The 24,236-nt window shown below is 42.4% G+C and carries 23 protein-coding genes; 9 read left to right on the top strand and 14 right to left on the bottom strand.

Going from position 1 to position 24,236, the window contains the following annotated elements; translation table 11 throughout:
• Positions 1-2: 2 nt before the first annotated feature.
• Complete coding sequence (locus A7985_RS17880; protein WP_065791767.1) at positions 3-494, bottom strand: hypothetical protein; 492 nt, start codon at positions 492-494, stop codon at positions 3-5.
• Positions 495-710: 216 nt separating this feature from the next.
• Between A7985_RS17880 and A7985_RS17885 the strand changes: the two genes are divergently transcribed.
• Together A7985_RS17885 and A7985_RS17890 are read left to right on the top strand one after the other, a co-directional pair.
• Complete coding sequence (locus A7985_RS17885) at positions 711-1,631, top strand: manganese-dependent inorganic pyrophosphatase (RefSeq protein ID WP_063380419.1); 921 nt, start codon at positions 711-713, stop codon at positions 1,629-1,631.
• 42 nt (positions 1,632-1,673) lie between these two features.
• Positions 1,674-2,369, top strand: coding sequence for an AraC family transcriptional regulator (locus tag A7985_RS17890; RefSeq protein ID WP_065791768.1), 696 nt, complete (start codon positions 1,674-1,676; stop codon positions 2,367-2,369).
• A gap of 75 nt (positions 2,370-2,444) precedes the next feature.
• On the opposite strand, the gene rpmG is transcribed toward A7985_RS17890, so the two are convergent.
• From rpmG to radC, 3 genes are all read right to left on the bottom strand, one after another.
• The gene (gene rpmG, locus A7985_RS17895; protein WP_005493124.1) at positions 2,445-2,600 is read right to left on the bottom strand and encodes a 50S ribosomal protein L33; all 156 of its coding nucleotides are present in this window, start codon (positions 2,598-2,600) and stop codon (positions 2,445-2,447) included.
• Between the two features lie 12 nt (positions 2,601-2,612).
• The gene (gene rpmB / locus A7985_RS17900; protein WP_023397288.1) at positions 2,613-2,849 is read right to left on the bottom strand and encodes a 50S ribosomal protein L28; all 237 of its coding nucleotides are present in this window, start codon (positions 2,847-2,849) and stop codon (positions 2,613-2,615) included.
• A 277-nt stretch (positions 2,850-3,126) separates the two neighbouring features.
• A complete protein-coding gene (radC, locus tag A7985_RS17905; protein WP_065791769.1) occupies positions 3,127-3,801 on the bottom strand; it encodes a RadC family protein in 675 nt (224 codons plus the stop codon).
• Between the two features lie 182 nt (positions 3,802-3,983).
• Between radC and coaBC the strand changes: the two genes are divergently transcribed.
• From coaBC to A7985_RS17920, 3 genes are all read left to right on the top strand, one after another.
• Complete coding sequence (coaBC, locus tag A7985_RS17910; RefSeq protein WP_065791770.1) at positions 3,984-5,183, top strand: bifunctional phosphopantothenoylcysteine decarboxylase/phosphopantothenate--cysteine ligase CoaBC; 1,200 nt, start codon at positions 3,984-3,986, stop codon at positions 5,181-5,183.
• Between the two features lie 121 nt (positions 5,184-5,304).
• Entirely contained in the window at positions 5,305-5,892 is a 588-nt protein-coding gene (gene slmA / locus A7985_RS17915) for a nucleoid occlusion factor SlmA (RefSeq protein WP_063374300.1), read from the top strand.
• Positions 5,893-6,010: 118 nt separating this feature from the next.
• Positions 6,011-8,764 carry a S9 family peptidase gene (locus tag A7985_RS17920; RefSeq protein WP_065791771.1) on the top strand — a complete coding sequence of 918 codons (2,754 nt, stop codon included), beginning with the start codon at positions 6,011-6,013 and terminating at the stop codon, positions 8,762-8,764.
• Positions 8,765-8,813: 49 nt separating this feature from the next.
• Here A7985_RS17920 and A7985_RS17925 read toward each other — a convergent pair whose 3' ends face one another.
• Positions 8,814-11,027 (bottom strand): YgiQ family radical SAM protein, encoded by a 2,214-nt coding sequence (locus A7985_RS17925; RefSeq protein ID WP_065791772.1) that lies wholly within the window; start codon positions 11,025-11,027, stop codon positions 8,814-8,816.
• Between the two features lie 523 nt (positions 11,028-11,550).
• Here A7985_RS17925 and A7985_RS17930 point away from each other — a divergent pair.
• Positions 11,551-11,811: a hypothetical protein gene (locus A7985_RS17930; RefSeq protein WP_065791773.1), complete on the top strand. Its 261-nt coding sequence runs from the start codon at positions 11,551-11,553 to the stop codon at positions 11,809-11,811.
• A gap of 169 nt (positions 11,812-11,980) precedes the next feature.
• Here the strand turns inward: A7985_RS17930 and A7985_RS17935 are convergent, their stop codons facing one another.
• Both A7985_RS17935 and A7985_RS17940 read right to left on the bottom strand, forming a co-directional pair.
• On the bottom strand, positions 11,981-14,884 hold the full coding sequence (locus A7985_RS17935) for a TonB-dependent receptor domain-containing protein (RefSeq protein WP_065791774.1): 2,904 nt from the start codon (positions 14,882-14,884) through the stop codon (positions 11,981-11,983).
• 351 nt (positions 14,885-15,235) lie between these two features.
• Positions 15,236-17,428: an EAL domain-containing response regulator gene (locus A7985_RS17940; protein ID WP_065791775.1), complete on the bottom strand. Its 2,193-nt coding sequence runs from the start codon at positions 17,426-17,428 to the stop codon at positions 15,236-15,238.
• Between the two features lie 183 nt (positions 17,429-17,611).
• Between A7985_RS17940 and A7985_RS17945 the strand changes: the two genes are divergently transcribed.
• Both A7985_RS17945 and A7985_RS17950 read left to right on the top strand, forming a co-directional pair.
• Positions 17,612-18,142 carry a hypothetical protein gene (locus A7985_RS17945; protein ID WP_065791776.1) on the top strand — a complete coding sequence of 177 codons (531 nt, stop codon included), beginning with the start codon at positions 17,612-17,614 and terminating at the stop codon, positions 18,140-18,142.
• Positions 18,139-19,005 carry a TIGR03899 family protein gene (locus A7985_RS17950; RefSeq protein ID WP_065791777.1) on the top strand — a complete coding sequence of 289 codons (867 nt, stop codon included), beginning with the start codon at positions 18,139-18,141 and terminating at the stop codon, positions 19,003-19,005. Before A7985_RS17945 ends, A7985_RS17950 begins: the two co-directional genes overlap by 4 nt.
• 77 nt (positions 19,006-19,082) lie before the next feature.
• Here A7985_RS17950 and A7985_RS17955 read toward each other — a convergent pair whose 3' ends face one another.
• The 7 genes from A7985_RS17955 to dusA all read right to left on the bottom strand — a co-directional run bounded on the left by A7985_RS17955 (position 19,083) and on the right by dusA (position 23,896).
• On the bottom strand, positions 19,083-19,844 hold the full coding sequence (locus A7985_RS17955; RefSeq protein WP_065791778.1) for a TIGR04219 family outer membrane beta-barrel protein: 762 nt from the start codon (positions 19,842-19,844) through the stop codon (positions 19,083-19,085).
• Between the two features lie 4 nt (positions 19,845-19,848).
• The gene (locus tag A7985_RS17960) at positions 19,849-20,835 is read right to left on the bottom strand and encodes a DUF2333 family protein (protein ID WP_065791779.1); all 987 of its coding nucleotides are present in this window, start codon (positions 20,833-20,835) and stop codon (positions 19,849-19,851) included.
• Positions 20,836-20,843: 8 nt separating this feature from the next.
• Positions 20,844-21,362: a copper chaperone PCu(A)C gene (locus tag A7985_RS17965; protein WP_065791780.1), complete on the bottom strand. Its 519-nt coding sequence runs from the start codon at positions 21,360-21,362 to the stop codon at positions 20,844-20,846.
• A gap of 116 nt (positions 21,363-21,478) precedes the next feature.
• A complete protein-coding gene (locus tag A7985_RS17970; protein WP_065791781.1) occupies positions 21,479-21,802 on the bottom strand; it encodes a hypothetical protein in 324 nt (107 codons plus the stop codon).
• Between the two features lie 8 nt (positions 21,803-21,810).
• Positions 21,811-22,011 carry a PspC domain-containing protein gene (locus A7985_RS17975; protein WP_065791782.1) on the bottom strand — a complete coding sequence of 67 codons (201 nt, stop codon included), beginning with the start codon at positions 22,009-22,011 and terminating at the stop codon, positions 21,811-21,813.
• Positions 22,012-22,019: 8 nt separating this feature from the next.
• Positions 22,020-22,712 (bottom strand): PspA/IM30 family protein, encoded by a 693-nt coding sequence (locus A7985_RS17980; protein ID WP_065791783.1) that lies wholly within the window; start codon positions 22,710-22,712, stop codon positions 22,020-22,022.
• A gap of 167 nt (positions 22,713-22,879) precedes the next feature.
• Entirely contained in the window at positions 22,880-23,896 is a 1,017-nt protein-coding gene (gene dusA / locus A7985_RS17985; RefSeq protein WP_065791784.1) for a tRNA dihydrouridine(20/20a) synthase DusA, read from the bottom strand.
• Between the two features lie 110 nt (positions 23,897-24,006).
• Here dusA and A7985_RS17990 point away from each other — a divergent pair, with 110 nt between their 5' ends.
• Positions 24,007-24,225: a hypothetical protein gene (locus A7985_RS17990; protein ID WP_065791785.1), complete on the top strand. Its 219-nt coding sequence runs from the start codon at positions 24,007-24,009 to the stop codon at positions 24,223-24,225.
• The last annotated feature ends 11 nt before the right edge of the window (positions 24,226-24,236 follow it).

A 24,236-nucleotide genomic window follows, 5' to 3' on the forward strand; every position in this document is an offset into this window, starting at 1 on the left:
AACTATACTTCTATCGGTTTAAATAACTGCCGAGCTTGTTGCGGCGTTAATTGCAACCAGCGATGACTGCGTTTAGCAAATAGAACATATTCGCCGTTAATATGATACAGCTGATAACTGAGCGGCAACTCTTCTGCAGCTAACCAAAATGTCGCAACTGAAACCGCCTGCTCTGTGTTCACCTGAGGAGGGCTGATCATCTCCAATTCACTGCTTTGCCAAAGCTTCACAATTGCAACTAGATCTTGCTCTGTGTAGCCCTTCTGATCACTACTTGGCAATTCTGATTCTATACGCCACGATGTGCCAATACGCTCAATTTTGACGCCTGGATACGCAAGCGCCAACACGAAACTTTGCTCAGGAAGCACCCGCACGCTGCCCAGTTCCTCTTCGGGCGGGTTCAGCTTGTGATGTAATCCATTTAAGAAAAAGATCATAATGAGCATGGAAAATATCACGACATTATTCCATGCTTTTCTGCTCAATCCCATACAGGCTCCATTGATACCATCTTTTGTGCGTTTTAGATCACCCTACTATACCTTACTCAGCATATGACAACAGCTTCAAGCGTTAAAAACCCTAAGCTTTATAGCAGTATCTAAATTCTTAAGACTATTTGATAAGATCCAAAATACCGCTTTGATGCTGTATTAATGTGCTTAATTTTTGCTAAACTAGGCGGCAAAATTTTGAGGAGTCCGTCAATGGCAATGTATGTAGTGGGTCATAAAATCCCAGATTCAGATTCAATTTGTGGTGCAATCGCACTTTCTTATCTAAAAAACCAGATCGGCGAAGAGGCCATCCCAACGCGTCTAGGTGATATATCGCCTGAAACACAATTTATCCTAGATCGTTTTGGTTTTGAAGCGCCTGAACTAAAAATGAGCTATGCCGGCGAAGACGTCTATATTGTTGATCACACTGAAAAAACACAGGCTCCTGATGACATTGATGAAGCAACGGTTGTTGGTGTTGTAGATCATCACAAATTAGGTGACTTAACGACTTCGACACCACTTGAATGTTGGATCCGTCCAGTAGGCTGTAGTAACACGATTATTAAGATGATGTACGATTTCTACAGCGTTGAGATCCCTAAAGACATCGCAGGCCTTATGTTAGGCGCCATTTTATCTGACACCGTTATTTTCAAATCACCAACTTGCACAACTGCAGACATTAAGTGTGTTGAAGTGCTTGCTGAGATTGCAGGTATCGAAGACTACAAAGCGTTTGGTATGGAAATGTTTAAAGTGAAGTCTGCGGTAGAGGGCACACCTGCTCGTGACCTAGTTATGCGTGACTTTAAAGATTTCAACATGAACGGCAACCTCGTTGGTATTGGTCAGTTGGAAGTTATCGACCTTTCGGTATTCGATGAAATTAAAGCCGACCTTGAAGCTGACATTGCAAAGCTAAAAGAAGAAGGTGGTCGCCACTCAGTGTTGTTACTACTTACGGATATTATGAAAGAAGGTTCACAAATGCTTATCGCTTCTGATGATGAGGGTATCATCGAAAAAGCATACGGTGAAGCACCAGAACAAAGCCGTGTATGGCTTGATGGTGTATTAAGCCGTAAAAAGCAAGTAGTACCACCACTTCAAGACGCATTCGCTTAAGCGTCGAGTGAGAAGCCGGGCGTTATCCCGGCTTTATTGTCTATGTATATTCGCCCTGGTATTTTCGCCGCATACACACGTATCATAGACACAAAACCTCACCAGCATCACCAAATCCAAATTACGCTTCCAAATGGCGCATGTACCGTAGCATGTGATGACGACACAATAACCGACGCGCATATTATTCCAAGCGCTCTTTCCCACAAACTCACAATGGATGAGGGCTGGATAATACTCATAGAGCCATGCTCTGAAATTGGTCAACAACTGCAAAACAGTTACCACCCAAGCCAAGTTCACGTTTTAGAGGAAGCGCCTCAATTACACCAAGATGTATCTTTGGACGTACTTATTAAAGCCTTAGGGCTGCATTCCCAAGCAGAACATGTAGATTTAGACCCGCGTATCTGCGAGTTATTAAACATGCTCGACAGTCACTTTAAGACTGCCACTAACTTAGAGCCGGAATATTGGCGAGCAAGTAAAGTTGCCATGCAGCTACACCTTTCAGAGAGTCGATTTCTTCATTTATTTAGAGCGCAGGTGGGGATTGCTTGGCGACCCTACTTAATTTGGAAGCGGATCATCTGTGCCATTGAGCACTTAAAACAACAAAAAAGTATTACGGAGGCTGCCGTACAAGCAGGGTTTGCAGACTCAGCTCACTTTAGCCGCAGTTTTAAAAGGCAATTTGGTCTCAATCCAAAAGCTGCTTTGCAATTGGTGAAAAGGTAAAGAGAATGGTCGCTAAAAAGTGAAGCAATAAAAAACCCAGCACAAGGCTGGGTTTTTCTAATCCGAAGAGCGAAATTATTTGATTTTCGCTTCTTTGAAGATCACGTGCTTACGTACTTTAGGATCGTACTTTTTGATCTCCATTTTTTCAGGCATGTTACGCTTGTTCTTGTCGGTAGTGTAGAAATAACCAGTACCAGCAGTTGAAACTAAACGGATCTTATCACGCATGATTTAAGCTCCTTATACTTTTTCGCCGCGAGCACGGATATCTACTAATACCGCGTCGATGCCTTTTTTATCGATAATACGCATACCTTTAGTAGTAGTGCGTAGAGTAACGAAACGCTTTTCGCTTTCAACCCAGAAACGGTGTGTTTGTAGGTTAGGTAGGAAACGACGCTTAGTTGCGTTGCGCGCGTGTGAACGGTTGTTACCAACAACCGGGCGCTTACCTGTAACTTGACAGACTTTAGACATGTCTATGTATCTCCAATAACTTCGCTCGAGCTTAATTTCCCCTTAGGCCTTACACTGGTGTGCCCCGGGTAAAATCAAAGGGCGCTCTTTATACAGCATCTGCAGGCAGAGATCAAGGATCTGATGATATCCTAGTCAGCTCATGGGTAAATTTGATAGCGGCCAATTATAATGATCATCGGGCCATGTGGAAAGTAAAAACTGCATTTAAATTAAACTATTTTATAATTTTTAAGCACAATAAAGGCTTGCGGACCAAAAAGTGTCGATAAAAAGCTCAAAGCAAGCCCATTTCAGCGAAAGAGGCACACCGATTACCCGCTACAATGATGTGATCTAACACTTTGATATCTATAAGTGATAGCGCTTTTTGTAACTTCTCAGTCAAAACTTTATCCGCATAACTCGGTTCACTTACTCCGGATGGGTGATTATGAGCAAAAATAATCCCAGCAGCATTGTATTTTAATGCAGCTTTGACAACTTCCCTTGGATAAACAGACGCCGCATTGATTGTGCCACTGAATAACACCTCATCTTTGATTAATTGATTTTGGCTGTCGAGATACAGCGCCATAAACACTTCATGCTCCAGACCCTTTAGCTGAATACTCAAATAGTCATAAACACGCTGTGGATTACCAAAGCACACCTCTCGATGGCAGCCTTCTTTTAAGTAGCGTTTACATAGTTCTAATACAGCTTGAAATTGCACATACTTTGCGTCACCCACCCCTCTTAATTGCACGAAATCATGTTGCGTGCTGTTGAACAGACGTTGTAATGAGCCTCGTTGTGCAAGTAATGATTCTGCCAGCTCAATGGCATTCATGCCACTAACCCCCGTACGCAAGAAAATCGCTAATAACTCAGCATCGCTGAGAGAGCTTGGCCCTAATGCCAGCAACTTTTCTCTTGGTCTAGATTGTTCTGGTAGCGCACTCAATTGCATATTCACTCCTTGTTTTAAGCAAAAGCCAGCGGCGCTCTCATATTTACCATGTATTGTGATAAAAAAACCGCTCATTAATATGAGTCGCGGTGCAATTTATTGTTCGTGCCACCGTCAATATTTCAAAACTGGCCTATGGCTATGATATCTTAGGGTCAGTTTGAGTCGTGAGAATTGTGAACATGAACCTATCTGGCAAAAAAATAGTTGTAGGAATAAGTGGTGGTATTGCAGCCTATAAATGTGCTGAATTAGTGAGACGATTAAAAGATCAACAATGTGAAGTTAAAGTGGTAATGACTGAATCAGCCAAACACTTTATCACGCCACTCACAATGCAAGCCGTATCTGGAGAACCTGTATCTGATTCGCTCCTCGACCCCAGTGCCGAAGCCGCCATGGGCCATATAGAATTTGCCAAATGGGCAGATTTGATTCTCATAGCCCCTGCAACCAGTAATATCATTGCTAAAATGGCTACTGGTATTGCTGATGACTTACTTACTACCTTAGTGCTAGCAACGCCAGCTAAAGTCGCGATTGCCCCCGCTATGAACCAACAAATGTTTGCTCATCCTGCCACACAGCGCAATCTAGAAACGCTAGCCAGTGACGGAGTTGCGATATGGGGACCAGGACAAGGCGAACAGGCTTGCGGAGATATTGGTAAAGGCCGCATGCTTGAGCCCAATGAACTTGTTGAGCAATGTACTTCTGCACTGCTTCCAGCCGAGCAACCTTTACTAGGCAAAGTCATCACAATCACGGCAGGGCCGACGCGAGAAGCTTTAGACCCCGTCCGCTATATCACTAATCATAGCTCTGGTAAAATGGGTTATGGGCTTGCTGAAGCAGCTAAGATGCTCGGAGCAACCGTGAATTTAATCTCCGGTCCAGTAAAACTCAACCCACCAACAGACATTCATGTTAGCCATGTGAATAGTGCAATTGAGATGCGCGACGAAGCACTCCGCTTGGCGAGTGAATCCGACGTCTTTATTGGTTGTGCCGCCGTCGCAGACTATCGCGCTGCAGATATCGCTGAACAAAAGATCAAGAAGCAGGGCGATGCGATGACAATAACGTTGGTAAAAAACCCTGACATTATTGCAGAGGTAGCGGCGCTCACTGCAAAGCGCCCTTATACTGTGGGTTTTGCAGCAGAGACGCAAAATGTTGAACAGTACGCTTTAGGTAAATTAAAAAACAAAAACCTCGATATGATTTGCGCGAATGATGTATCTCAAGCAGGGTTAGGTTTTAACTCAGATAACAATGCTTTAACTTTATTCTGGCAGGAAGAGCAGGTTTCTTTACCGACTTCCAACAAGAATGAGTTAGCGCTCACTGTCGTTAAAGCAATTGCAAGTAAACTTGATTGAGTTGTTGTTAAAAGGCTGGAAAGAAGCTGAATAAAACATTAACATAGGTCCTTACTCAGTATGGACCTAATAAAAATACACCATACAGACCAGAATAACGATAATTATTAAAGGAAAGTTCATGCCAGCGACTAAACGCAGTAATCGCAAAGAGCAAATTCTTCAATCTCTTGCGCAAATGCTTGAAACTAGCCCAGGTCAACGAATCACCACCGCAAAGCTAGCCGCTGAAGTCGGTGTCTCTGAAGCAGCCCTATATCGCCACTTTCCGAGCAAGGCACGCATGTTTGAAGGGCTCATTGAATTTATTGAAGACACGCTACTTTCTCGTATTAACTTAATTTTAGAGAATGAAAAAGATACCCAAAGTCGTATCTATAATATCCTCGCTCTACTGCTCACCTTCTCAGAAAAAAACCCTGGTATCACGCGCATTCTTACGGGCGATGCTTTGCAAGGTGAACAAGAGCGATTAAGAGAGCGTGTCCAAAGCCTATTTGAAAAACTTGAGACACAGTTTAAGCAGGTACTGAGAGAGAGAAAGCTCCGAGAGGGTAAAACCTTCAACAGTGACGAAGCCGCGCTTGCCAACCTATTTTTAGCGCATGTAGAAGGCAAGATGAACCAGTTTGTACGCAGCGACTTCAAAGCAAAACCAACTTCTACCTTTGCCAGTCAATGGCAGGAACTACAAAGGATTTGGTTATAGAAAAGCGGTGCTATACCGCTTTTATCGACTTTTCACTTCCACACAACGCAGCATGATTTTGTTTATCTATTAAAAGTGTTAAAAAGAAGCAACTTTAAAATACAAGAATAGATAAACCATGAAGCTAGCCTACTCGCTCATCACGGCTGCTTTGTTTTCCGGCCATGCATTGGCCGACAAAGCGCCTTTAAAATTTGACGATGTTTTCGATTTTAAATATGCCAAATCCACACAACTTGCAGAAGACGGGAAATTTTTAGCTTTCAGTGCGAAGCCATACCGCGGTAATCCTGAAGGGCAAGTTTATGACCTTAGTAACAACACACTCATTGCCAGTGTTGAACGCGGTACTCAAGCTCAAATCAACAGGTCTTCGACTTGGGTTGCTTTTACTCAAGTCGCCTCTTTGTTGGAGTTCGAGACCGCAACTAAAAAAGAACGTAAACAGCTTAAAAAGCACTTAGTTTTGGTCAATACAAAAAATGGCCAAAAGCAAAGCTTTAACAATGTTAAAGACTATCAATTGAGTGATGATGGACGCTGGCTTGCCTATCGAGAAGATAGCAAAAAAGAAGAAACGAAAGAGAAGGCTAAGCAAGAAACAGCTGCTATCAAAGCGGATAAAAAAGATAAACCTTTAACGTTAGTCGTGCTGGATTTACACACCCAACAGGTACAACGCTTCGACAATGTCGTTTCATACGCGTTAAGCCCAGCAGAGTACGGCGTGTTATTTAGCCAACATGATTCAGCGACAGCTAATAATCAAGTTCAATACTTAAATTTGAATACGCAATCAGTCGACGTGCTGTTTAATGAACCGGGTGTCACAGTAAGCGCTATTGCATGGCACCCGTACTCTAGTATCGTCGCGTTTAACTTAGGTAATTATATTAATGAAGATAAACGCCGCCGCAGTTACGAAGTCACCCTCTGGGATGCGAATACGAATAAAGTTACTAAAGTTGAAAGCCAAAGCGGTTGGTATAGTGCCAAGTCATCAAAGTTAAAGTGGTCTGAGCAAGGTAACAGGCTGTACTTTGAGAATCGTCCACTGCTTACCGATAAAGTAGAAGCACGTAAGTATAGTGATGAAACATCATTACGTGACTTTGATACGATCCGCGAACAATCGGGCCTTAAGCTTTGGCACAATAATGATCCAGAGATAAAACCCCGTGAGCAGCACACGTGGAAAAAGACCAACCGCGATCGCCAATATCAAGCCGTTTACCATATAGAGTCTCAAAGAGTGGTTCAGCTGGCTGACGAAACCGTACGCGATGTCACACTTAATACGGAAGCTGACTTTTTATTAGGACGTAATGATCAGCCCTATTTGAAAAAAATAATGTATGACGGTTTCTATTCTGACTACTATGCCGTTAAGGTAAGTACCGGCGCAAAAGGCTATATTGTAAAAGACACGCCAAATCGCCCAAGCCTATCACCAACGGGACGACACGCAGCTTATTTTTTGCATGACCAATTATGGTTAAAAGATTTACATCAACAGAAAGAGCAAGTCATTAGTAAAGCTGTACGCAATGCGATTTTTGCCGATGATAAGCACGATTACCCAGAACCGAATCCAGGTTATGGTTTTGCAGGGTGGCAGTTGGATGGCAGCACGCTGTATGCCTACAGTAAGTTTGATATTTGGGCATTTGATGCCAAGACTGGTGAAGCAAAAAGACTGACACAAGGTAAAGAAACCAACACGCAATATCGCTTGATTAAGCTAGATAAAAAACAAGTCGGCTTTGCCAGCGACGAAACCTTATTTTTATCCGCGCATAACTTACAAAACAAGCAAACCCATATTGCCAAGCTTAACCTTGCGACAGGAGCGCTTAGCACGGTGCTAACTGGTGAAGCACGCTTCGATTTAGTAAAAAAAGCCAAACATGCTGATAAGCTGATATTTACCAAGCAAACTTATCATCAATTTCCCGATTATTGGCAAACCAACAGCCAGTTCAGTGCTCCTAAGCAAGTCACGAATCTCAATCCGCAAGTGACAAATTTCGCTTGGGGACAAAAACCGGAGCTTGTTAAATACCAAGGATATAATGGCGAATCTCTGCAAGGCGTGCTCATTAAACCGGCAGATTACAAACCAGGCCAAAAACTCCCCATGGTCATCTATTTCTACCGTTATATGAGTCAGCGTATGTATGACTTCCCAAAAATGGAGTTAAACCACAGACCTAACTTCCCGATGTTTACCTCCAACGGTTACGCCATTTTCTTGCCTGACATTCGCTTTGAGATCGGCAAACCAGGACCTTCATCAACGCAAACACTGATCAACGCAGCACAAAAGTTAATTGATTTAGGGATTGCTGATAAAGACAAAATTGGCCTTCAAGGCCACTCTTGGGCTGGCTATCAAAGTGCATTTGCAGTGACGCAAACTGATATGTTTAAAGCAGTTGTGTCTGGCGCACCAGTATCAAACATGACATCAGCATACAGTGGTATTCGATTGAAGACGGGCCTAGCCAGACAATTCCAATACGAATCAGGACAAAGCCGTATTGGTCAGCCGCTGACTGCTGCACCAGAGTTGTACATTGAAAACTCGCCGGTCTTTTTCGCAGATAAGGTAAATACACCTATCTTGCTGATGTTTGGCGATAAAGATGGTGCTGTTCCATGGCAAGAGGGTATTCAATATTACTTAGCACTGAGACGTCATGACAAAGACGCGATTTTCTTACAGTACGAAGGTGAACCGCACCACCTGAAAAAGTTTCCTAATCAGGTCGACTTTTCGGTTCGAATGATGGAGTACTTCGACCACTACTTACGTGGCATGCCAGCTGCCGAGTGGATCACGTCGGGTAAAGCACATCGCCCTGAAGAGTAAATATTCATTGCATACAAAGAAAAAGCCGCTTATAAAAGCGGCTTTTTTATTAGTGCTGAGTTGGTTTTTTATTATTCAGCTTGCGCTTATTTTTCCCTACCCTCGGCTTAGTATTCGCGTGATTAAACTGGCTAAAACCAGTGTGTTTGGTCAATGCCTTATTACTGCGCTTATTACCACCTTTGCTATGTCGCTCCCTGCTATTTTCCTCTGGCACTAAACATTCAGGCCCTCTTCCAATTAGATGGGCTTTACCCATCTCCTTGAGTGCCTCACGGATCATAGGCCAGCCAGCGGGGTCGTGATAGCGCAAAATGGCTTTATGCAAGCGACGCTGACGTGCCCCTTTCGGTACAGGCACTTCCTCGTGGTTATTCTTAATATTACGCAGTGAGTTCATCTCCGTGTGGTAAATGGTTGTCGCATTAGCCATCGGCGATGGATAGAAGTTTTGCACCTGATCCAATTTAAAGTCATGGGCTTTTAACCATAGCGCCATATTGACCATGTCTTCGTCCGTTGTACCCGGATGGGCAGAGATAAAATATGGTATTAAATACTGCTTTTTCCCTGCTTCTTTAGAGTACTTATCAAATAGCTCTTTGAACTTGTCATAAGTGCCCATACCTGGTTTCATCATTTTAGACAATGGGCCTGTCTCGGTATGTTCTGGCGCAATTTTTAAATACCCGCCGACATGGTGAGAAACCAACTCCTTCACGTAGCGAGGATCTTCAATCGCCAAATCATAACGAACGCCTGATGCGATTAAGATTTTCTTAACACCTTCTACATCACGCGCTTTTCGATACAACTCAATGGTTGGCGTGTGGTCGGTATCCATATGTTTACAGATATCGGGGTAAACACATGATAAACGCCGACAAGTGCTTTCTGCTTTTTTGCTTTTGCAGCGCAATTTGTACATATTGGCAGTGGGCCCCCCTAAATCAGAGATGACTCCCGTAAAGCCCGGTACTTTGTCTCTAATTTGCTCAATCTCTTCTATGATAGACTCTTCTGAGCGGCTTTGAATGATACGCCCTTCGTGCTCTGTTATAGAGCAGAAACTACAGCCTCCAAAACAGCCTCGCATGATATTCACCGAAGTTTTGATCATGTCATATGCTGGGATTTTGTCCTCCCCGTAAACAGGGTGTGGAATACGCTGATACGGCAAACCAAATACATGGTCCATCTCTTCGGTTTCAAGCGGAAATGCAGGCGGGTTTACCCACACCGAACGATCGCCGTGACGTTGAAATAGCGCTCTCGCACAGCCGGGGTTGGTTTCTTGATGCAATATACGCGATGCATGTGCATACAAAGGTTTATTAACACTTACTTGCTCAAAAGCAGGCAACTTAACATAGACTTTTTCCCAAGGCTTTAAACGCGGAGGCTGCACGGTTATGGGTTTGGCTAAATCTGCTTTTAAATCTATGCCTGCTTTAGCAAATTCAGACTTGCTGCAACCCATATCATCTGCGCCATACGGATTTGGAATTGGGTCAATTTTACCAACTTTATCAATCGCCGTTGAGTCGCTTCCGCGCCACCCCTCCAGCGGCTGTTTACGAATAACCGCTGTGCCACGCACATCTTGAATTGTTTCGATAGACTCGCCATTGGCAATACGATGCGCTACTTCGACCAAAGGTCGTTCTGCATTGCCATAGATCAGGATATCGGCTTTTGCATCAAAAATGACACTACGGCGCACTTTTTCTTGCCAGTAATCATAGTGAGCAATGCGACGTAAACTGGCTTCAATACCGCCAATAATAACTGGTACATCTTTATAAGCCTCTCGACATCGTTGACTATAAACCACAACGGCACGGTCTGGGCGCTTACCACCGACGTTTCCGGGTGTATAGGCGTCATCATGACGAATCCGTTTTTCTGCTGTGTAGCGGTTTATCATGGAGTCCATATTACCCGCAGTCACACCAAAAAATAAGTTAGGTTTGCCTAGCGACTCAAAAGCACTTTTATCAGACCAATCGGGCTGTGCAATAATACCTACTCGAAAACCTTGCGCTTCTAATACTCGCCCTATCACTGCCATACCAAAACTTGGATGGTCTACATAAGCATCTCCAGTGACGATGATGATATCGCAGCTATCCCAACCGAGTGCATCCATCTCAGCACGGCAGGTCGGTAAAAAAGGCGCTGGACCATAGCATTCAGCCCAATACTTAGGGTAAGAAAAAAGCGAACGCTCTGCTTTAAGCGGTGTAGCTTTGGGTGTGTTCATAGAGTGACGGCTCTGAGTAAAAAAGATCCAGATTATATCGCAACTAGGTAAAAAATTCCCAATGAACCGTAATCTTAGAAAAAACATTTAAAAAACAGCGAAGTAATATTGCTGCCTCAACATTTGAACGATATGAATATAAACATGCCACTCATAATTAAACTTTCAGATTGTGACTCAAACCTGTGACAACCCAAAATATAAAAGTAAATATGAGTGTATAGCTGTATGCTTGAAAACCGACACCATATCAACACGGTATTTACCTGTATTATTCAACATATAGGTTGCCACCATTCAACTTACAAAATGCTTACAAATTATGAATTTATTAGTAATAACAAGGCTTAACCTCATAAAACCACCGCAAAACACGGCCAAAATATGTAAAAAATAATTCAAATCTTTATTGTGGTTGTTTCATCAAGATAAAGTCGTTAAGGTAGGTATATGTGGTGAAAAATAGCTCAATAGTTTTTGCTGCGTATACAATTAACTAATAAAGAAATAGAAGGAGTTTGATATGAAGTTTATACCTATATCAATTGCCATCGTTCTGCTTGCGGGATGCAATTCAACAACATCAACAGACAGTAACAACGCAGCTGTAGATAATAATGCAACTGCGAACAATGGACTAATTTGTTCAAGAGAAGCGAGAACTGGAACACGTTTTGGTAAACGGACATGTCGTACCCAAGAACAGATTGATCGCCAAGAGGAAGAAGCTAAGCGAATGTTAGATTCTCGTGGTAATAACACTGGAGCACAGGGTGGTCTTTAATTCCATCACCGCTGTAGTTGCGAAGCTAGTCAGGAATTCACCTACAGGCTAAATCTGTACTTGTGTTCTTTTTCGTAATAGACAGACAACAAAAAAGCAAACCGAAAGGTTTGCTTTTTTCATGGCTTTTATAAAGTAGGCCACAGAGCCTACTTTATTATTTTGACACTTAGAATCTAAATGTCGCGCCTGCGAATAGGTAACGACCTAATGCATCATATTGACCAGGGTATGTATTACCGTTTGCGTCACCCGCTGGACCATTTGGTACTAGAGGTGGTGTAACATCAAACAAGTTGTTAATACCTGCTCTTAGCGTAATGCTGTCTGTAGCATTCCACGTTGCAGCTAAGTCAAAGTATGTCATAGCTTTAAGCGTAGTAGGACCGTCTGAAACAACGTTGTTAGCATCTTTCGTGTACTCGTTCACTTCACCGTAGTAACGAACTGTTGCTGTAATATTCGCATCCCAAGGCGTGATCCAAGTCGTTGCTAAGTTCTGACGTAACTCTGGAACTGGTACAGAACACGTGTTTCTATCCCAGTAACCAGCACAATCGTCAGCTGGGCGATCTGGGTAGTTCTGCGTCGAGTACTTGTCTAACCAAGTACCTTTAAGAGAGAAACGTAGTGAACCTAGGTCATTGATATCATAACGGTAAGTAATGTCGTAATCGATACCTGATGTTTCGATGAAACCGATATTTCTATCTAATGAGGTAATTGCGTTTGTACCAATCCATAGGTTACCGTTCACAGGATCACGAGAGATAGCCGCACATGAATCTGCATTGCCAGCCACACACTCTGCGTGTACATCACCTTCTGGTACCTCAGTAATTGCTTTTTCAACAGAGATATCAAAATAATCAACAACGATATCTAAGCCTTCTACAAACTCAGGAGACCAAAGAATACCATAAGAGTAAGTATCTGATACTTCTGGCTCAAGAGCTGGGTTACCACCATTTACCGCATTGTACTGACCTGCTGGGTTAGCTGGAACTTTGCCATACTGTTCAGCCGTCACACCTGTCTTAGCACAATCAGCTTGTGACATTGTAGGAGATGCACCACTACAAGGGTCTACCCAGTTGAATAAGCCCTGAGCAGTTGGACGGAATAGCTCACGAATATTACCTGCACGCACAGCACGTTGGTAACTTGCACGTACACCTAACGCATCGCTAAAGCGAACATCAAATGCAGTTTTATAAGTATCTGTCGTTTTGCCCGTTGAGTAATCAGAGTAACGATAAGCTAGCTCTAACGTTAAGGTATCAACAAAGCTTGTGTCTTCTAATAGAGGAACATTCAGCTCAGTGAAGAATTCATCTACGTCATACTCACCAGAAACTGGCGCAGTAGGGCCACCTTGACCAGCACCGTCACCATTTTGGAAGTTGCTGTCAGGATTAAGCACTAACTCTTCTTTACGGTGCTCTAAACCTAGTACCACACCAAGACCAGTAGAAGTACCCGGTACCATAATACCGTAGTCAGTTAAGTCACCAGCAACATAACCACTCACTTGCTTAGTCTTCGTTTCACCACGAGAGTAAAGCGGGATAATTAGATAATCTAATTGATCTTGAGTAATTTTGCCTGTTTCAAAGATGTTCCAAGGCACACAATTTGGATCATAGCCTTCTACTACTGAACGACATACGATGTTGCCGTCTGCATCTTTTACAGCGTCTAGCGCTCTGCCGATGTTAGTAATAGATAAATCATTTTGATACGTTTGAATATAAGATACTTCACCGAAGTTCATGTAAGCATCGTATGTCCAGCTATCATTGATTTCACCTTTAACACCAAATACATAACGTGTTGAAGTGTGACGTCTATCATCTTGACGAGGACCACCTTCCACATTACGTTTGCCCACAAAGATACCGTCAGCAGTATCATTGATGCCTAGGCCTCTATCAGTACAAAGAGTCTTAACTTGCTGATCAGAGAATAGTGGGTTATTACAGTGAATAGTTACGCCACCTGGGAAGAATGCACCTGAAGGAGCAATCTGAGCAACTGTACGGTTATCCATATAGCTTAGCTCAGTATACACAGTCGCATTGTCATTTAGGTCGTAGTGACCAATCATGCCCATTGTCTTACGTTTGTCTGGACGCTGGAAGTAGTTTAATGGACCGTAGTTGTACAGGGTGCCATCACGCGGTACGAACTGATCACCTGCAACTTTTACATCAAAGTCTACAAAGTTAGTCAAACGACCATCAGGAATAGTACCAGAACCAAAACATGCACGATTACCATCTGCATCTAAGTTCATCGCACACGCACTGAAATCACGGCTGTCTTGCGTTATCGCATCAATTTCACGATAAGTAGCGTAAGCTACAACGTTACCACGACCGTCAGCAGTATTTGCACCAAACATGATAGTGAAGTCTTCAGAGCGACCATCTGTTACGCTTGACTCTGGGTTTTCAAAGCCTCGCGCAGCAACAGCTGCTTGCATTTCATCATGGTCATTGTTGTGTTGGTACATACCAGTTTGGTATTCAAACTGGAAGCCTTCAAAATCATCTTTTAAGATGAAGTTAACAACACCACCAACCGCATCAGAACCATATGTTGCAGATGAACCACCGGTTAATACATCAACACGTTTTACAAGTGCTGCCGGAATTTGGTTCAAGTCAGCGCCAATACCACCAGCTGATGGAGAACCAGAAGGTAGACGGCGACCGTTTAGTAGTACCAAAGTACGCTCAGGACCTAAGTTACGTAAGTCAACCGTAGCTGTACCTGTTGCACCATTCGCTGTACCAGATGTCTGGCCTGCAAATACCGCTGGCATATCATTTAGGATATCTTCAATACGTGTGATACCCGCAACTTTGATATCTTCAGCCGATACGGTAGTTACTGGACTAGCACCTTCAAGCGCGATACGTTTGATACGGCTTCCGGTTACCTCAATACGTTCAACCTTGCCTTCAGCTCCGGCTTCTTCAGCAACTGCTAATTGTGAAAAACCTGTTGTTAAAATCGAACCCGCGACTAGCGAGGTCTTTATCGATTGAGACAGTTTAGAGTATCTCATTGATATTTCCTTATTAAAAAATTACGTTTTTTTTATAGTACATGTGAAATATCTTCATCCCACGTTATAGAAGTTACTAATTTAGCCCTCGACAGTCAACAGCATGTAAACAGGTACATTGCATATATTACTTAAAAAAGTCCGTAAACGTATAAAACAACGTAGAAATACATTTAAAAAAAAATAAAGATTATTGCAAAAAATGAAAAAAATTATACGAAGAGATACCATCAACCAACTGTCACATAAATAAATTCACATGGAAGTTGGTCAATAATTAAGAGAAAAGACTCAACAGAGCTGTTCAGAATTGGAAAATAAGATGTCTCGAATACACACCCAAATTAAACTTTATTTTTTGCTATTAGTTAAAAATTTCAAGAGCTCTTTTTCGGGCATCGGTTTAGCAAATAGGAACCCCTGTACCTCATCACAACCCAAGTCTCTAAGTAGCTGTGCCTGAGCTTGCGTTTCTACCCCTTCTGCTATCGTTTTTAGTCCCAAATGACGCCCCAGAGAAATGACTAGCTCTGCTATAGCCCCACTGTCCGTTTCTGGTATGCCCTTTACAAAGGCCCTATCTATTTTCAAACGCGCTAAAGGCAGCTGTTGAAGGTAGCTCAGTGAAGAAAAACCGGTTCCGAAGTCGTCAATCGCCACTTCAACACCAAATGACTTTAACTCTCCTAAGGTCTCAATGACCGTTGTGATCTCATCCATTACAACGCTCTCAGTGACCTCAAGTTCGATCTTACTTGGCTCCACGTTATGGCTAACAATGGTTTCTTTGACTTGTTCAGCGTAGTTACTCACTTTAAATTGCGGTACAGACACGTTAACAGCAACACTTAGCTCTAAGTTAAGCTGTGTAAACTGTCGCTGTAACTTACAGGCCTGCTCTAATACCCATTGTCCAATGTCAACGATAAGCCCTGAGTCTTCAGCTAAAGGCACAAATATCCCCGGAGATATATAGTCTCCGTTTCCAGATGGCCAACGTAATAATGCTTCGCAACCAATCACTTCGTTCGAAGTCAGGCTAAATTGAGGTTGATACCATACTTCTAGTTTGTTCAGTTCAAAATCTTGTCTTAGTTGCCGAATGAGCCCCAACCGCCAAGCCATTTTCTCTTCTAAGTCAGGCGTATATCTATCAATCACTTTACGCGCTTGTTTCGCCTGATTGAGGGCAATGTAAGCAAGTTTAAGGGTCTCTAAACCAAGATAATGGAAATCGGCCTGATTACACACCCCCACATGAAAGTGCATGGTTAAGACATGCTCTCCTACTTGATAAGGCACGGTAATCGCATCAACGAAGCGCTGCTCATCAAAGCCCTCTGCAGGTAGGAGTAAACCAAACACATCTGCGCCTATTCGAGACAATAACTGACAGTCAGGAAACTCTATACACAACCGCTCTTTAACCGCCAGCAATAGCAAATTACCAACTTCTTGCCCCAAACCATTATTAATATCAGAAAACTGGGCAATATCGAGCAGTACAAAAACAAGTGAGTCATTATCCGGTTGGTAGTAGGTAGCAATAGAGTCTATAAAGTTTGCTCTATTGGGTAACCTCGTCAGAGTATCTTTATACGCAACATCTCTTAGTTCATTAATCAGCTTGATATTGTCTACGCCAACACTGACGTTAGCTAAAAATATCTCCGCAAACTGTAATTGCGCTGCACTTGGTGCGTGCTCTATTTCAATGTAAATTGCTGCTCGACGGCTTTTACCTTGTAACAGAAAAGTTATATCGTGATCGGTGTGTTGATGAACCTCTCGGTCAAAACAATTTTGCACCTGCATTATCACACGGCCATTATCTAGCTGCTCAAGCCCATCCCCAAAAAATTCGACATAATTCTGCGTGCCACCGAAGATAATTACACGTGAACTGCTCGTGATCCCCGCCACGATGCCATTTTCTTGCGCCCCAATAATCTTAGCGATTTGCTTCACCACGGCTTGGCTAAACGACACCATATCGGTGTGGCCGAGTATTGCTTGCGATGCTTCTAAGATATTTGTCAAAGCGACGCTCTGTTGTTCAAGTTCACATATTTGTTGGTATGATCTGATCGCGGTCATCAATGAAGTTACAAGCTTACCTCTGGTCAGCTCCGTTTTCATCTTGTAATCGTTTATGTCATATTCTCGAATGACTTTCTCTTCAGGCGCATAACCGGGTTGGCCAGTACGTAAAATAATGCGGACGGCATGATTTCCAATGTCCTCTCTTACTTGCTTGACGACATTGAGGCCAGCATCATCACTTTCCATGACAACATCGAGGAGAAGTACACATACATCAGGGTTATTTCGCAAAGCCAACACGGCTTCTTGACCGGAGTATGCATGGTGAAAGCGCAAAGTCCTACCCCAAAACTCCACACCAGACAAAGCCAGTTTGGTTACAGAATGGATCTCCGGGTCGTCATCCACAACCAATACATCCCAAAAGCTTGTAGCAGCTTCTTGAGCCTCATGAGACACATCTTGATCTGCAAACAAAAAATCTTCTTGCTCAGACGCCATTATCCACCTTATGCTAAATCACATCACAATCTGCAAGAGCAGCTTTCTCTATGGTTCATCTTATAAAATATGATAGGTTTTTACTATCACGATCAGCTTCTATTAACACCTAAGTAATATTATAGACGATGTTCAAATACTTGCGCTTGCTTCATATACAAATAAAACAACAAGGATGGTGTTTTGAAGTTACTTAAGACAGCCTTCAAGTTTGTGGCTTTTGCTTTACTTTTCATGCTCCTTGCCATCAACATTCTGCCAACTACCTACCATATATCAATCACAGCCCCGCTTATTGATCACTCACCGCCGAGCACTGAATTCATGCTTTCAACTAAACAGTGGGTAAAGGCCATCAATGTATTGCAATCGAGTAATATTAGCTTAACTTCACTTGAAAATAGTGAAAACATCGGAGGTTTTGTCGCTTTTGAACATGCGAGAGGCAAAGTCGATGCGACCCTTGTCTCACGAAAAAAAAACGAAGTGCAGTTTCATCTACGCTTCAATGAAGAACACCAAGCCCGACTGCAAATAGCATTGCAACCAAAGTTAAATCAAGTCAGTATTAACGTAAATGGCGAAGTACTTACCCCCATTGTGGGAAGCTTAATTGCATTGCTCACCAAGCATTATTTAACCCAAATACTGCAAACGGCAGCAAACGAAATGAAGTCTGAACTCAGGTTGCAACAGATAGAGCCTTACAAATGACCATTAAAAATGCGCAAGCAAGATCCAGCTTAGCTCTCCTCATCGAAGAAAAGCTGGGCTATGCGATGACCAAACACGTGAAGCCTATTTCCTCGGGAGGTCGATATTCATCAAATACACCACAGAATACCTTTTTTGTACAAAGTGATCATGGCACATTAAAACGGGCATTAAAACGAGGACAATTGCAGCGTATTCAACGGCAACAAAATATTGAAAATATAATGGGCATGTCACTTTCATTATGTCCTGATGTCACTAGTCGCGGTAGACCCGACCCTGATTGGTTGGAGCACTTTATTACCCTTGCAGAAGACATCGCAAACCAAACAATGCAAAAGCTTTGGGCAAAAATACTTGTGGGTGAGTCCATTGCACCAGGGACATTTTCAATCAAATGCTTACAAACATTAAAACTAATGACGCAAAGGGAAGCTGAAGCATTACAAAAATGCGCTTCTTTATGCGGATACTTAGAAAAAGAAGACAGCTATTTAATTATTCTCGGATACTATAAAAAGCCCTCTATATTAGACTTGTTGCGTAAGGGCAGTACCGAAACCATGAACTTGTCACAGGCAGGTTTGAGCTTCCCTCAAATCCTAACATTAATGGATATAAACTTAATGTATCGGCAAGAGATTGAATCAGCTAGTTTGCAAAAAGGGCAGTCTTTAACGCTAGTTTACCAAAATAAACGTGTAAATTTTGAAGCAAAAAGTAATGATCTCGTACTTAGCTACTATAAACTAACCCAAACTGGTGACGAGTTAAAAAAACTGATTAATACGCCTTTAAATAAAGCCTACAAACAATTGTTGAGCAAAACGCTCGAAGAGGAATTTAATTTAGCTTGGGAATAATGCTAGAGAATCGATCTCATACTTCGCTTTCAGAAGTTGAGATCGATAGTGGGTTCACTTCCAGTGCCTAAATGTGCTTAAAAATGCACCTGAAGCCCTGCAAATGGTCCTGAAGCATCAATATCTGTATCAAAGTCATCGATGTCATCAAGCTCTAATACAAGTGAGCGATAACCCGCTCTAATAGCCACGTCTACTGCTAAGTTATCAATAAATTCCCAAGCGATACCAACTTGATAATCTTGGATTTTGCTATCGTCAATAGCAAGTAAACTCCCTTCTGCAAAAACGCTCAGGCCAGTCAAAGGCAGCCCTACTTCTGCACGTAAATATCCAAGCGGTACAAATCCAGAAAAATCAACTGTTTCAGTTGTTTGAGTACCGTTAACTTCACCGGTTACAGTAACATCAGCATCAAACTGCTTAGCATTTATACCAAAATCAAATGACACTAAATCATTATCGAATAACTCATAATACAAGATGTAATCAATGTGCGTAAGGTCAGCAACCGTATTTGCTGTTGTACCTACTGTGAAGTTACTGCCACCAAATTCAAAGGTATCCGACAGTGTCGTATTACCGGTCAATTCCAATTCAGTGTACTTTAACTTAACATTTGGCACTAGAGGAACGGGGTGTTCCAATGATGCATATAGACTCGTATATGTTTCATCTTCAAAGTTAAACTCCTGCAGGTTGCCTTTTTCTGCAAAGCTACCTTCGGGTTCACTTTGCCAGCCTTCGGCTCCCAAATACAAACCTAACAAAGTATCAGCATGTGCTGCAGGTGTAAGGCAAGCCAAAGACAACGCTGCCGCTAAACAATACTTTTTCATTTTTTTATCCTTGCGCTAAAAGTTCACTGAGTTCTATAAGAGCAGCATTCGCTCTTGAGATATAATTCGCCATCACCAAAGAGTGATTAGCAACAAAACCAAATCCACTACCATTTAAAATCATCGGGCTCCAAACTGTTTCCTGAGTCGCTTCGAGCTCTCGAATGATTTGCTGCAAACTAATTTTAGCATTCTTCTTTTCTAAGACGTCAGAAAAGTCATGCTCCACAGCCTTCAAAAAGTGTATAAGTGCCCAAGTTGCACCTCGAGATTCATAAAACACATTATCAATTTGCCACCAAGACGTCTTAACCACCGATTGTGCCTTACCCGAAGTAGCTTGCATCGCTGCCGTATCGCCAGCAAGATCTGTGTTTATGCGCTCTTGTCCAACACTGGCGCTTAAACGCTGGCTTAAACTACCAAGACGTTTTTCAGCTTCTTTTAACCAACCTCTTAAATTGTCTGCTCTGGCATAAAATTGGCTGCCTATTTCAGCTTGGCTAGCAATCTGAGCCTGATACTCTCTCAGGTAGTCAATACCAACTTGATACTCTCCTTCGGCACTTGGCAAAATCCAAGCCGTGGAGCTGATATTAAATTTTGGTTGTGCTTTTTTTAAACTCGGATGCTCAGTAGATTGCGACTGAGAGCGACTAAAATCTTTTCTCATCGACAAAGCCAAGTCGCGGGACATTTCTAAAACCCCGAACTCCCAAGCAGGCATGTTGTCCATGAGTACACTCGGTGGTAATACATCATTGGATAGATACCCACCAGGTTTATCTAGCAAAGTTTGCATCACCTCAATTAAAGTGTTGGTTGTCACATAACCCGTCACTAACTTTGCATTTTGCTCTTGAGCTTGTGATTTCGCTCGTTCAACAACGTCAAACTGTTCAGGCTCAAAGCTCCAATAAACCGCAAGTATGTACCCCAAGAGTAACACCCCTGCCAGTGCGGCGAATATCCTGCCTTTATGTTCGTTCATCCTAGCTCCTAATGATGATCATGGTGTGACGAAGAAGAAAATGCATCTTTTAAAGAAACTACTTTTATTTTATTTTCAACTTTCTCACCATCTGAAAAATATAGTGTGAGATTGCGAGTTTCGCCTACTTTTAACTTTACTTTTGGCTCAAATGCCATCAAATGATAACCACCTGGTTTGAACTCCACCTGTCCATTTGCAGGGACAACTAAGTTTTTCACCGGCTGCATTTTCATCATACCGTTACTATGTATATGTTCATGAATTTCAACACGACCTAACCCCTCTATTTGCGCTCGCACAATCGTAATAGGCTTTTTCGTTTTGTTATCCAGTGTCATGTAGCCTGCTGTGGATTTCGCGGCAGGTAAGAATGCTCGGATTTTTGCGTTCGAAACCTGAAGGCTTGCTGAATTATGCTCTGCGTGATGGTGTGAGCCGTGCTGATGACCATCATGTTGATGGTTGTGTGCAATGCCATAATTAGAGAATGAAAGAAGCGAAATGAGTGCAACAGTTCTAAGCATGATAGGATTCCTATAATTCTGACTAAACCAGTATTGGATAGGTTAAGTATACCGTTGTTACGCACTGAATTCACAGCAAAATACGTATTTCCTCACTTCATTTCATTGGCCAATTTCTAACATAAAGACCATTCATCGCTTATCAACCAAGCAAATAAAATTAACAAACAAAGCGGCAATGCAATAATGACAGAACCAAACAGAAGTGCTAACACTAGCCCAATGAGCACCACTAACCCCACACCCAGCATTCCTATACTGAGTAGCGCAACGATAGCAAAAAACACGAGTATCAAGGCTAAAAATCCGCCTATTTCCATACCAACCCAAGTCAGATCATAGACAAAGTCGGGCATGCTTAAAAACGCAACTGGAGCCGACAACCAAGACATTGCCGATAAAGCCAACAACAAAAATACAATAGCAACTGCCGCTTTCATAACTCCCCCTATCTATCGTCAGACATGCATAGCCAGGCTAGCCCATAGCCGACAACACAAGCCCATGTAAACTTCAATGCAAGTAAGATAACTAAAACCCGCACAAGCCACACAGGTAAATCAAATCGCTTAGCCAGCTTAATACAGACACCGGCCAGCTTTTTCTGTGGTGCACTTTTATCGTGAGACTGATATAACTCTGAGTTCATATGACCCCCTAATTGGCTGTTGATTTTTGTGATGGCGTCGAAGACAAGTTTCCTTTTAGCGACTTCAACATTGATTCAACCTTTTCATTTTTGAGCAGCTCATTAAATGCTTGTTGCGTTTTATTGCGTTGTGAGTCAGCACCAAACTCAAAGCAATCCGATTTTGATTCAGCTCTGAATAGTTTGCGCTCAAGCATTTCAAATTGAGTACACAGGTCCTGCACTGAAGGATTATTGAGTATCTCCTTTACTTTTAATCTTGCCATCAAAGCACCTTCCCTAACTGGCTGATCCTTTTGACTTGTCACACTGCGTATTTTTTGTTGGAGAGTTGAGATATCACTTTCAACTTTTTCTAGCGCTGTAGATAGCTCATTTAAGTCCAGATGACACTGCTCAATTGATTGCTCACATTTATGCTTTTCTTCTAGTGCAGCTCTGGCGAGATCATCTCTTTGTTTTTCGACAGCGTACTGCGCTTTTTCATACCAATCTTGTATTGCATCCGTATCGCAATCAATGCGACGCTGCAGCACTTTTCTCTCACAAATTAACTTTGCCGCTAGTTCTCTACACGAAGCCAATGCTGCTTCTAGCTCACGATATGATGTTTGGTGGTCTACACTCGGACATTCTGATTTGTCCAAAAGTGCATTAAATTCTGATTTTACAAAATCTTCGATACGATTAATTAAAGCCATAACATGTTCCTTTAAGACATATAATGGCTTTACAGTTCCAATCATTGTGCCAAAATTAAAAGTTTATAAATTTCAATTTGTTAAAGCATTTAAGCTGCACAATTTAAATTAGAAATAACAAAATTTTAGTAAAAATGGCTAAAAATTAGTTTATTTTAAAACGCCAGTTATATACTTTCGGGTACAAAAGTGAGTGCCTTTTCCATGACACGAATATCAGCGTCTTTTTTATGTCCATTCTCGGAAAGATGGCGCCTGAACCCCCTCGCACCTGGCTGGTTTTGGAATATACCTAACATATGTCGCGCGATGTGCCAGAAGTTTGCGCCTCGGCTCATTTCCTGCTCAAAGTAATCGTACATACTTCGCACAACTTCATGCCTAGTAAGATTAAACGGTTGAGCGCCATACAACTTTTCATCCACTTGAGAAAGCAGAAACGGATTGCTATACGCTTCTCGCCCAATCATAACGCCGTCAATATGCGATAAATGGTGCGCACATTCTTCTAATGTTTTAACACCACCATTAATGCTAATATGCAGATGTGGATAATCTTGTTTTAACTTGTACACACGAGGGTAATCAAGCGGTGGGATCTCGCGGTTTTCTTTTGGGCTCAAGCCTTGTAGCCACGCTTTTCGGGCATGAATAATGAAATCATCGCAACCTATCGCATGTGAAGCTTCAATTAAATCGGTCAAAAATTCATATGAGTCTTGCTCATCGATACCAATTCTGGTTTTGACCGTAACAGGCACACTCACCTCGGCTTTCATTGCGGCAACACAATCAGCAACCAACTTGGGCTCAGCCATAAGGCAAGCACCAAAACGGCCATTTTGGACACGATCTGATGGACACCCCACATTCAGATTAATTTCGTTATACCCATACTGCTGCGCTCGTTTAGCACATTCAGCCAAAGCTGTAGGATCTGACCCGCCAAGCTGTAACGCAACAGGCATTTCATGCGCACCAAAAGCTAAATAGTCACCTTTACCATAGATGATTGCCCCTGTGGTGATCATTTCTGTATACAAGACAGCGTGCTGACTTAATTTGCGGTGAAATGTTCTGCAATGTCTATCTGTCCAATCCAACATGGGTGCAACGGAGAAGCGGCGAAACGCTGAATCGCTTGTATTTACTGGGCTAACGCCTGATTTATCTATATTTTTCATTGTACCTCAATTGCTGCGAATCGCCTTGAATTAGCCTCATTTTCGATATACAGTCACCCTTAAATCACCCTCACGGGGTAGGACAAAATCAATTACCAGAAGGAATTTTTATGGCTGGTTTCAATATCGAAAAACGTAAAATAGCCTCCGGCGAACTACGTTATAAATGCATTGTCCGCGAAAAAGCTAACGGCACAATTATACACAACGAAAGTAAAACGTTCACGCAAAAAGCGCTGGCGGAAAGGTGGGGGCGCAAACGAGTATTACTTGTCCAAGAAGGAAGGGTGACCGAAAAACAAAAAACCGTCACCCTTTCACGCTGTTGAATCTATATGTT

Source organism: Pseudoalteromonas luteoviolacea, assembly GCF_001696455.1.
In the GTDB taxonomy this organism is placed as follows: Bacteria; Pseudomonadota; Gammaproteobacteria; order Enterobacterales; family Alteromonadaceae; genus Pseudoalteromonas; species Pseudoalteromonas luteoviolacea_C.

Excerpts from the sequence above, each read along its gene's own strand:
- A7985_RS17935 (WP_065791774.1), bottom strand. The coding sequence starts at position 14,884 with ATGAGATACTCTAAACTGTCTCAATCGATAAAGACCTCGCTAGTCGCG.
- A7985_RS17990 (WP_065791785.1), top strand. The coding sequence starts at position 24,007 with ATGGCTGGTTTCAATATCGAAAAACGTAAAATAGCCTCCGGCGAACTA.
- A7985_RS17880 (WP_065791767.1), bottom strand. The coding sequence starts at position 494 with ATGGGATTGAGCAGAAAAGCATGGAATAATGTCGTGATATTTTCCATG.
- radC (WP_065791769.1), bottom strand. The coding sequence starts at position 3,801 with ATGCAATTGAGTGCGCTACCAGAACAATCTAGACCAAGAGAAAAGTTG.
- A7985_RS17970 (WP_065791781.1), bottom strand. The coding sequence starts at position 21,802 with ATGAAAGCGGCAGTTGCTATTGTATTTTTGTTGTTGGCTTTATCGGCA.
- rpmB (WP_023397288.1), bottom strand. The coding sequence starts at position 2,849 with ATGTCTAAAGTCTGTCAAGTTACAGGTAAGCGCCCGGTTGTTGGTAAC.
- A7985_RS17885 (WP_063380419.1), top strand. The coding sequence starts at position 711 with ATGGCAATGTATGTAGTGGGTCATAAAATCCCAGATTCAGATTCAATT.
- A7985_RS17890 (WP_065791768.1), top strand. The coding sequence starts at position 1,674 with ATGTATATTCGCCCTGGTATTTTCGCCGCATACACACGTATCATAGAC.
- A7985_RS17925 (WP_065791772.1), bottom strand. The coding sequence starts at position 11,027 with ATGAACACACCCAAAGCTACACCGCTTAAAGCAGAGCGTTCGCTTTTT.
- coaBC (WP_065791770.1), top strand. The coding sequence starts at position 3,984 with ATGAACCTATCTGGCAAAAAAATAGTTGTAGGAATAAGTGGTGGTATT.
- A7985_RS17920 (WP_065791771.1), top strand. The coding sequence starts at position 6,011 with ATGAAGCTAGCCTACTCGCTCATCACGGCTGCTTTGTTTTCCGGCCAT.
- A7985_RS17950 (WP_065791777.1), top strand. The coding sequence starts at position 18,139 with ATGACCATTAAAAATGCGCAAGCAAGATCCAGCTTAGCTCTCCTCATC.
- slmA (WP_063374300.1), top strand. The coding sequence starts at position 5,305 with ATGCCAGCGACTAAACGCAGTAATCGCAAAGAGCAAATTCTTCAATCT.
- A7985_RS17980 (WP_065791783.1), bottom strand. The coding sequence starts at position 22,712 with ATGGCTTTAATTAATCGTATCGAAGATTTTGTAAAATCAGAATTTAAT.
- A7985_RS17940 (WP_065791775.1), bottom strand. The coding sequence starts at position 17,428 with ATGGCGTCTGAGCAAGAAGATTTTTTGTTTGCAGATCAAGATGTGTCT.
- dusA (WP_065791784.1), bottom strand. The coding sequence starts at position 23,896 with ATGAAAAATATAGATAAATCAGGCGTTAGCCCAGTAAATACAAGCGAT.
- A7985_RS17955 (WP_065791778.1), bottom strand. The coding sequence starts at position 19,844 with ATGAAAAAGTATTGTTTAGCGGCAGCGTTGTCTTTGGCTTGCCTTACA.
- A7985_RS17930 (WP_065791773.1), top strand. The coding sequence starts at position 11,551 with ATGAAGTTTATACCTATATCAATTGCCATCGTTCTGCTTGCGGGATGC.
- A7985_RS17965 (WP_065791780.1), bottom strand. The coding sequence starts at position 21,362 with ATGCTTAGAACTGTTGCACTCATTTCGCTTCTTTCATTCTCTAATTAT.
- A7985_RS17975 (WP_065791782.1), bottom strand. The coding sequence starts at position 22,011 with ATGAACTCAGAGTTATATCAGTCTCACGATAAAAGTGCACCACAGAAA.
- A7985_RS17960 (WP_065791779.1), bottom strand. The coding sequence starts at position 20,835 with ATGAACGAACATAAAGGCAGGATATTCGCCGCACTGGCAGGGGTGTTA.
- rpmG (WP_005493124.1), bottom strand. The coding sequence starts at position 2,600 with ATGCGTGATAAGATCCGTTTAGTTTCAACTGCTGGTACTGGTTATTTC.